Raw genomic sequence first — 2,592 nt, 5'->3', positions numbered from 1 at the left:
ATATGTGTATAAGAGACAGGCTTAATACATTTTTTTATTTCCACTGTCTACTTGACGGGGTGCAGTTCAAATTTGGCTTTGCTGGTCATTTCTATTAGGCTAGCTACAATATTTGTAACTTGTGCTACTTAGATTATTATTTTGTTTCATCCTCTACTAGCCAAGCTGCTGTTTAGGTCGAAACCTTTAAACGTACGAGCTTTAGAAAAAAACGGATACAAATACACCTTCTGTACACACTAATTCCAGGAGGTGATTTTAATGGCGAACAACAATCAAAACTTTAACTCAAACACTCCAAATGCCATGAGCCAGGAATTTGGAAATGAAACGGATGTAAATCAAATTAAACAACAAATCCAACAAGCTGAAGCTAAGAAAATGCAAGCTTCTGGTTCAACGAATTCGATGAGTCAAGAGTTTGGAAATGAGACGGATGTTAATGAAATCAGACAGCAAATTCAACAAGCTGAAACTAACAAAAAATTTGCGTCTGGTCGATTTTCAAACGAAAACAATACAAAGTAAATTTACTTATCATCCACAACCGGCAGCCTTTGCCGGTTGTATTTATATTCTTTTTTATAAAGGCCTCCCTCAAAGTTAAAATGAAAACTGAAGAGATGTCAGAGTGGCTTTTGTTTTATTATGACAAGTTCATTTCTTCTTAGATCCTTTATTTTAGAACAACATGTCCTAGTTGAAATGATTAAAAAGTAATAAGTAACATTACATTACATACATTAATATTGGTGCCTCGCACGCACTTTTTATAGGCTGTGGCGTTTATTAAAGCCGCAGCTTTTTTATTTTTGTAAGACGAAGAACTAGCTAATCCAAATATGCAAAGCAACAAGCAAAACCTGTTAACGGTACATATTAATAATTATTTTTATAGAATAAAAATAGGAAATTGTCCCAAGTTAAAGCGTGATCTTGCTCTGTTAGAAACGCTTGTTACGGATTTACCAGATAAACGGAATTAACTTTTTTGTTTTCAGTTTATATACTGTAAATTGTTCTCCATACTTGCTCTGTAGATAATCGTCGGATTTAGGAATATATCCAAATACAAATACTAAAATTAGACCAAGTGGTATAAGTAAACTATAAATATTGTTAGAGATGAGCGCTAATCCTAATACCCAGAGGCAATCCCCTAGATAATTAATATGAATTGCATATTTAAATAATCCGCCTGTATATAGCTTTCCTTGATTAGCAGGATTGTCTTTAAAAGGCTTTCTTAATAACTCTGAAACGGTGTTTAGCATACTTCCTCCTACAAAAAATACCCAACCTAAAATAAGGATTACTACATTTGGATCTTGATTACTAGTAATCATTAAGATTGGGAAGCCTAAATAATAGATCCCAAAAGCCAAACTGTTCATGATAGCTTCTTGCCATGCTATGCCTCTAGTCAACCATATAAACATCATAGCCGTTAATCGTAAAGCTGTAATAACTAAAGCAATAAAAAGCCCTAGTGCAATGCCTGAGTTGTCATAAGTGATGAAAAGTAAATAATATGCAATGACTAGATAGATCATTTCAGCAACTACAATCAAGATTTTTTCTTTTATCGTTGGCCGATTAATGCCATACATTGTATTACACTCCTTCAACTATTTATTGGATAGGAAAATATACTTCTACAATATTTTTTTCCTCCGAAGTACTATATGGATTCGTATGATAAACTTCAAACGGCGCTCCATTCAGATTATAGTGATTATCGTTAACCCACATATGTAGCTTTGTATGAATAGACGGTAATTCATCATAAGAACCAGTAAGCGTTGCCATTGCGCAAAGACCAGGGTTAAACACTTTTGTTTCATGTGTGGCCTCTGCCAAGGGAATGGCTATTTCTACATCATATTTTTCTGGTACATATTCTGCGCTATGAAAAATGGCAAGTGGTTTCGCAATAGGTGCTAAATTTGCAAACAAAGCTCTACTCAATAATTCATTAAAGTGTAATAGAAAATCAGCGGTATTCACTTGTTTTCGTTGAGATAATATATGAAAGGTCAAGTGATTCATAAGCTTAATCTCTATTTTATCTAAGTAACTCATGATATGTTCGGCTTTATTTAAACGTTGAATATCAAGCTCTAATTTTTTTAATAGCGAACAATGATCAGTTATATATTTTGTTAATTTTTCTTGCTTGGTTTGCATTTTAGCGTTTAAAAAGTCCCTATCATCCAAATTTGCTAAAATAACCTTGATTTCTTCAAGCGAAAATAAATAGTTTTTTAATCGCGTAATCAATAGAGCCGTTTTTAATTGGGAAAGATGATAGTAACGATAGTTATTTTGCCTGTCTACGGAAGCAGGCTTTAAAAGTTCAATTTCATCATAGTATCGAAGTGTCTTCAACGTAAGATGTGATATTTTCGAGAATTCACCAATTGAAAGCATAATCATCACCTCCTTTAATAAATTACTTTAAATATAATGTTTCCTGTAAGGGGAAGGTCAATAAATATAGCTATATTTTATTACTTTCGTAGCTAGCCTTCGATTATTTTTTTACTGGCTGCTGCGTGAGCTTCAAAAAAATGAGGCTGGGACAAAACTAGC

General features: G+C 33.2%; 3 protein-coding genes. 1 reads left to right on the top strand and 2 read right to left on the bottom strand.

Annotated elements, in window-relative coordinates; translation table 11 throughout:
• The first annotated feature begins 261 nt into the window (after positions 1 to 261).
• A complete protein-coding gene (locus PI85_RS23335; protein WP_036125530.1) occupies positions 262 to 528 on the top strand; it encodes a gamma-type small acid-soluble spore protein in 267 nt (88 codons plus the stop codon).
• A 437-nt stretch (positions 529 to 965) separates the two neighbouring features.
• Here the strand turns inward: PI85_RS23335 and PI85_RS23330 are convergent, their stop codons facing one another.
• Positions 966 to 1,610 carry a DUF1295 domain-containing protein gene (locus tag PI85_RS23330; protein ID WP_036125527.1) on the bottom strand — a complete coding sequence of 215 codons (645 nt, stop codon included), beginning with the start codon at positions 1,608 to 1,610 and terminating at the stop codon, positions 966 to 968.
• 22 nt (positions 1,611 to 1,632) lie between these two features.
• Positions 1,633 to 2,430, bottom strand: a complete 798-nt coding sequence (locus PI85_RS23325) for a MerR family transcriptional regulator (RefSeq protein WP_036125524.1) — start codon at positions 2,428 to 2,430, stop codon at positions 1,633 to 1,635.
• Between the last annotated feature and the right edge of the window lie 162 nt (positions 2,431 to 2,592).

It is taken from the genome of Lysinibacillus sp. A1, from assembly GCF_000801965.1.
Lineage (GTDB): Bacteria > Bacillota > Bacilli > Bacillales_A > Planococcaceae > Lysinibacillus > Lysinibacillus fusiformis.
The sequence above is the reverse complement of the archived record's forward strand: the minus strand, read 5'-3'. Positions and strand labels throughout refer to the sequence as shown.